Consider the following 6,659-nt stretch of genomic DNA (forward strand, 5'->3'; position numbering starts at 1 on the left):
GCCTTGAGCTTTTTAGGTAGCGTCATTCACTGTGATTCCACCGTCATTCCTGCAGGACCTGCTCAACCGCGTCGATATCGTCGACGTGGTCGGCCGGCATGTGCAGTTGAAAAAGGGCGGCGCGAACTTCATGGGGCTGTGCCCGTTTCACAACGAGAAGAGCCCTTCGTTTACGGTTAGTCCGACTAAACAGTTCTATCACTGCTTCGGCTGCGGCGCGCATGGTACGGCCATCGGCTTCCTGATGGAGCACGTCGGCTCCACGTTTCCAGAGGCGGTCAACGAACTCGCTCAATCGGTCGGTTTGACCGTGCCCAATGAGCCTTCGCCGGGATATGGCGGCGGTTCTGGCGGGTATGCGCCGGCTGCGTCCAAGGCGGTCACCACGGCGCTGTCCGACGTCATGCAGACCGCGTGTGACTTTTACCGCAAGCAGCTGCGCGGCGCGCCGGTCGCGATCCAGTATTTGAAGAAACGCGGCCTGACCGGCGAGATCGCCGCCCGTTTCGGCCTCGGCTACGCGCCGGACGGCTGGCAGAACCTCGAGCCCGCGTTCCCCAACTATCGGGACGATTCACTGGTCGAGTCGGGTCTGGTGATCGTCAGCGAAAAGTCGGATGCGCAAGGCCAGAATCGCCGATACGACCGCTTTCGCGAGCGGATCATGTTCCCGATACGCAATGTGAAGGGGCAGGTGATCGGCTTCGGCGGCCGCGTCCTGGACGGCGGCGAACCGAAATATTTGAATTCGCCGGAAACGCCTCTATTTAACAAAGGCAGCGAGCTGTACGGGCTGTTCGAGGCACGTCTGGCGATTCGTGAACAGCACTACGTGCTGGTGGTCGAAGGCTACATGGACGTGGTCGCGCTGGCCCAATTGGGGTTCCAGAACGCGGTTGCCACGCTCGGCACGGCCTGTACGCCGATTCATGTGCAGAAACTGATGCGTCAGACCGATACGGTCATCTTCAGCTTCGACGGCGATTCGGCAGGGCGCCGCGCCGCGCGCCGCGCGCTGGATGCCTGTCTGCCGCACGCGGCGGACAATCGGACCATCCGGTTCCTGTTTCTGCCGACCGAGCACGATCCGGACAGCTATGTGCGCGAATTCGGCACGGAAGCGTTCGCCGAGCAGGTCGAGCGTGCCATGCCGCTGTCGCAGTTCATGCTGAACGAGGTGCTGACCGGCAAGGAGCTGGATCAGCCCGAAGGCCGCGCCCGCGCGCTGTTCGACGCGAAGCCGCTGCTGCAGCAACTGCCCGCCAATGCGCTGCGCGCGCAGATTATGCATATGTTCGCCGACCGGCTCGATGTGCCGTTCGACGAAGTGGCGGCGTTATGCGAAGTCGACGCCCGGATTGCGGCTGCCGCCCGATCGGCGCCGGCCCGCAAGGATCGGCGCAGTGTGACCGGGATCGAAGAAAAAACACTGCGCAATCTGGTGATGTATCCGCGGACGGTGGCCGTGCTCGACGAGGAAGCCGAGCAGGCGCTTCTGAGCGTCACGCGGCATGGCGAGCTGTTCGAAGAAGTGACGACGCATGCGCGCGCGCTGGGCGATTCGGCGGAGTTCCAGTTGCTGTCTGACCTATTGCGAAACGGCGCCAATGCCCCAACTTTCGAGGAAATCTTTCGCAAAATTCTAGACTATGATGAAAACGTCCGGGATTTACTGCTGAAGGACCCGGCGGATGCGACCGTCATCGAGGAACGGCGCGAGCAGGAACGGATCGTCGGAGAGGAATTGAAAGCGGCGATTCTGAAGATGCGATACGACGCTTACTGCGATCGGCTCGAGCAGCTTTCGCGGCAATCCCGGCACACGCCGGAGGAGTTCGCGGAACTGACGGGCCTGAATCAGAAGCGGGCCGAGATGAAGCGCCAGCTCGGGCTGTAAGCGGGATGGCAGAGGCCTGAGTGCTATAATAAAAGGTTTCTAGCGGTTTGTTTTTTCAATGGTTTTCCTAGCAAAGGCGAAAAGGCGATTGCGATGGCAAAGACACCAGGCGGAAAAAAAGCAACGGGCACAGGTTCGAATGAGCCGACCAGAAAGGTCACCGAGGCCAAGTTAGCTTCTTCCCCCAGAAAAACGTCTGCCGCAAGCGTCACACCTGCTGCCGGGAAGAAATCCTCGACCAGTTCCGCTGCGCGAGCGGAGCCGGTCAGGGCGGCGAAAGCTGTACCACCACCGGCCGCAGAACGGCCGGATGTCAGAAGCGCAAGGGAAGCGCCTGCCGCGCAGGACGATGCGGTAGAGCGTGAGACTCCAGTATCCACGGTTCAGCCGGCTGTTGTCCAACAGCCGCGAGTCGAGACTACAGCCGGTACGACGAACTCCATGACGAAAAAGCTGAACGAAACACCCGTCGATGACGACGCAACCCAAAGCGAAGAAACCCCTGCGGCCGTTCCCGGCAAGGTGGAAAAGGTCAAGGCTCGCGATCGTCGTGCAAAGGAAAAAGCGCTGCTGAAAGACGCGTTCGCGTCGTCGCAGCCGGGCACCGTCGAGGAACTCGAAGAGCGCCGTTCCAAACTGCGCGCGCTGATCAAGCTCGGCAAGGAGCGCGGCTTCCTCACGTACGCTGAAATCAACGACCACCTCCCGGACAACTTCACCGAGACCGAGGCGATCGAAGGCATCATCAGCACGTTCAACGACATGGGCGTGGCTGTGTACGAGCAGGCGCCGGATGCTGAAACGCTGCTGTTGAACGACAACGCACCCGCCGCTTCGTCCGACGACGAAGTGGAAGAGGAAGCAGAAGTCGCGCTCTCCACCGTCGACTCCGAATTCGGCCGCACCACCGACCCGGTCCGCATGTACATGCGTGAAATGGGTACGGTCGAGCTGCTCACGCGCGAAGGCGAAATCGAAATCGCGAAGCGGATCGAAGACGGCTTGAAGCACATGGTGATGGCCATCTCCGCGTGCCCGACCACGATCGCCGACATTCTGGCGATGGCTGAGCGCGTCGCGAACGAGGAAATCCGTATCGACGAACTGGTCGACGGCCTGATCGACGCCAACGCGGACGATGCGGATGGCTTCTCGGCGCAGGAAGCGGAAGCGATCGAGAGCGAAGACGAGGAAGCCGAGGAAGAGGAATCGGACGACGAGGAAGAAGACGACGGCGCCGCGCAAGCCACGGCCAACGCAGCGCAGATGGAAGCGCTCAAGCGTGCGTCGCTCGAAAAGTTCGCCATGATCAGCGAATGGTTCGACAAGATGCGTCGCGCGTTCGAGAAGGAAGGCTACAAGTCCAAGTCGTATCTGAAGGCGCAGGAAACGATCCAGAACGAACTGATGACGATTCGCTTCACCGCGCGTACTGTCGAGCGTTTGTGCGACACGTTGCGTGCGCAAGTGGACGAAGTGCGTCAGGTCGAGCGTCAGATCCTGCATACGGTGGTCGACAAATGCGGCATGCCGCGTGCGGAATTCATCGCGCGTTTTCCGGGCAGCGAAACGGATCTGGAATGGGCCGACAAGATCGTCGCTGAGGGCCACGGGTATAGCGCGATCCTCACGCGTAACATTCCGGCTATTCGCGAACAGCAGCAACGCCTGCTCGACTTGCAGGCGCGCGTTGTATTACCGCTGAAAGACCTGAAGGAAACCAACCGCCAGATGGCGGCCGGCGAACTGAAGGCGCGCCAGGCCAAGCGCGAAATGACCGAGGCGAACTTGCGTCTCGTGATCTCGATTGCGAAGAAGTACACGAACCGTGGTCTGCAGTTCCTCGACTTGATTCAGGAAGGCAACATCGGCCTGATGAAGGCGGTGGACAAGTTCGAATATCGTCGCGGCTACAAGTTCTCCACGTACGCCACGTGGTGGATCCGTCAGGCCATTACGCGTTCGATCGCTGACCAGGCGCGTACGATCCGGATTCCGGTTCACATGATCGAAACGATCAACAAGATGAACCGCATCTCGCGTCAGATCTTGCAGGAAACCGGTCTCGAGCCGGATCCGGCAACGCTGGCTGAAAAGATGGAGATGCCGGAAGACAAGATCCGCAAGATCATGAAGATCGCGAAGGAGCCGATCTCGATGGAAACGCCGATCGGTGACGACGACGATTCGCATCTGGGCGACTTCATCGAGGACAACAACACGGTTGCGCCGGCCGACGCCGCGTTGCACGCCAGCATGCGCGATGTCGTGAAGGACGTGCTCGACTCGCTGACGCCGCGCGAAGCGAAGGTGCTGCGCATGCGTTTCGGTATCGAGATGAGCACCGATCACACGCTCGAAGAAGTCGGTAAGCAGTTCGACGTGACGCGTGAACGGATCCGTCAGATCGAAGCGAAGGCGCTGCGCAAGCTGCGTCACCCGAGCCGCTCGGACAAGCTGAAGTCGTTCCTCGAAGGGAATTGATCGAAGTTGGCGGCCGTGGGAAATGATGGAGTGGTTTGAAGGGGTCTCCGGGTTGTTTCGCTCAGGCGAAGCGGTTGCGGAGGCCCTTTTTTCGTGTAGTATGTCGGCCAATCAACGAATTGGCCCGGCCATCATGACCGGGTCTTTTTCTTGGGCCGGACGCCGTGCTGGTTGCAGGCAGCGGACTCATAATCCGCCTCCGAAAGGACACCGTCGGTTCGACTCCGACCCGGCCCACCATAGATGTAAAGAAGGGTTCCGAGTTCTCGGAACCCTTTTTGTTTGTGCGCCCAGCATGGGCGCAATCTTGTGGGTGCAAGTCCCACCGTGAGTTGACCACAGCGAACGAAGCGAAGCACAACTGCGAGAGGGTGACCAATCGTGGAGAGGAAGTGTGAAGCAAAGCCGCGAGCCGATGGATAAGAACCGGATAGAAGGCGGTGCCGATCAGGGCGAGCAGCCAAACAACTGCAAAGCTCTCGTGGTCAAGGGTCAGGCGGCGTAAATCCGGCGGTTGTGCGGTGAAGGATTGCGTTCTTACCTGGGGAGATCTCGCCTCATGCCTGAAAGGGCGACGGCGTCGAGCCGGAGCGAGAAGTCAGCAGAGGCCATAGTAGCCAGAGGACAGGCCGGTGAGGCTGGAGCTATTGGCGAAGGGCCAAACGTGAAGGAGTGTCCAGCGTCATGTCGATGCGACAGGCAATGCGTCAGATGCCCGTGCAAGCGGGGCGAGCGGGAGTAGCGCGCGGTGAAGCTGCGCGTGTACCTGCTAGCGACGAAGCCTGCGGCCCGCGGCATGCATCCGGGGACACAGGGTCAGCGCTGCTGGAAGCGGCGCTGACGAGAGAGAACCTGAAGCAGGCGTTCAGACGGGTACGGTCCAACAAGGGAGCCGCTGGCGTGGACGGTCTGGACATTGACCGGACGGCGCGTCATCTGGTGACGGCGTGGCCCGCGATCCGTGAACAGTTGCTCAAGGGGACGTACCGGCCCAGTCCGGTACGGCGGGTGACGATTGCGAAGCCGGATGGAGGCGAGCGCGAGCTTGGCATCCCGACGGTGACGGACCGGCTGATCCAGCAGGCACTGCTGCAGGTGCTGCAGCCGGCTCTGGACCCTACCTTCAGCGAGCACAGCTACGGCTTCCGGCCGGGACGGCGTGCGCACGATGCGGTACTTGCCGCGCAGTCGTACGTGCAATCCGGGCGGCGAATCGTGGTGGACGTTGATCTGGAGAAGTTCTTCGACCGGGTCAACCACGACATCCTGATCGACCGCTTGCAAAGACGCATTGGCGATGCGGGAGTGATCCGGCTGATCCGGGCGTATCTGAACAGCGGGATCAGGGCACGCCACAAGGTGGGCCGCTATCGCCGTTGCTGGCTAATGTTCTGCTCGACGAAGTGGACAAAGAACTGGAGCGGCGGGGTCACTGCTTTGTGCGCTATGCCGACGACGCGAATGTCTATGTTCGCAGTCGCCGCGCTGGTGAGCGGGTGATGACACTGTTGCGACGCCTGTATGGTCGGCTGCGGCTGAAGGTCAATGAGACCAAAAGCGCAGTGGCCAGTGTGTTTGGTCGCAAGTTTCTGGGCTACAGCCTGTGGGTGGCTGCGGGCGGTGTGGTCAAGCGCAAGGTGGCGGCCAAACCGCTGCTGGCGTTCAAACATCGCATTCGTGAACTGACCCGTCGCTCTGGCGGGCGCAGCATGCAGGATGTGGTGGAACGCTTACGGTCTTACGTGCAGGGCTGGAAGGCATACTTCCGGTTGGCGCAAACCCCGAAGGTCTGGCGCGAGCTGGACGAATGGCTGCGTCACCGGCTGCGTGCCATCCAGCTCAAACACTGGCGCCGTGGCCCGACCATCTACCGGGAACTGCGTGCGCTGCGGGCCTCGGCTGACGTGGCGCGGCAGGTGGCGGCGAACAGTCGCCGCTGGTGGCGCAACAGCGGCCAGTCGCTCAACAGCATACTGACCATCGCATACTTCGATCGGCTGGGTGTGCCCCGACTCTCATAACCTCAACTTCCCGAACCGCCCGGTGCGGACCCGCATGCCGGGTGGTGTGGCAGGGGCGCAGTCGTATATGACTGCCCCCCCTATGCCGATTGTGGTGGGAGTCCAATATCAGATGCGGCAATATGCCGCTTTCGCTGTGCTATTAAGTAAGCGATCGTTCATTGACGCCCTATCGCCACGCGCCCGGAGAGGCGACGATAGTGTCCACTTAAATCGGAGGTGGACACTATGGCAGCAGACAGCAGCGATCTGAACGA

General features: G+C 61.0%; 2 protein-coding genes, 1 tRNA gene and 1 pseudogene. All 4 read left to right on the forward strand.

Annotated elements, in window-relative coordinates; genetic code table 11:
• The first annotated feature begins 31 nt into the window (after positions 1–31).
• The 4 genes and pseudogenes from dnaG (at position 32) to ltrA (ending at position 6,402) form a co-directional block, all read left to right on the forward strand.
• A complete protein-coding gene (dnaG, locus tag KHO31_RS13370) occupies positions 32–1,897 on the forward strand; it encodes a DNA primase (RefSeq protein WP_201077931.1) in 1,866 nt (621 codons plus the stop codon).
• A gap of 93 nt (positions 1,898–1,990) precedes the next feature.
• Complete coding sequence (gene rpoD / locus KHO31_RS13375; RefSeq protein WP_201077932.1) at positions 1,991–4,381, forward strand: RNA polymerase sigma factor RpoD; 2,391 nt, start codon at positions 1,991–1,993, stop codon at positions 4,379–4,381.
• A gap of 152 nt (positions 4,382–4,533) precedes the next feature.
• Positions 4,534–4,621: transfer RNA gene (locus KHO31_RS13380), tRNA-Ile, on the forward strand.
• A 444-nt stretch (positions 4,622–5,065) separates the two neighbouring features.
• Positions 5,066–6,402 (forward strand): annotated as a pseudogene (gene ltrA / locus KHO31_RS13390) (group II intron reverse transcriptase/maturase).
• The last annotated feature ends 257 nt before the right edge of the window (positions 6,403–6,659 follow it).

The organism is Paraburkholderia domus (assembly GCF_905220705.1).
Classification (GTDB): domain Bacteria; phylum Pseudomonadota; class Gammaproteobacteria; order Burkholderiales; family Burkholderiaceae; genus Paraburkholderia; species Paraburkholderia domus.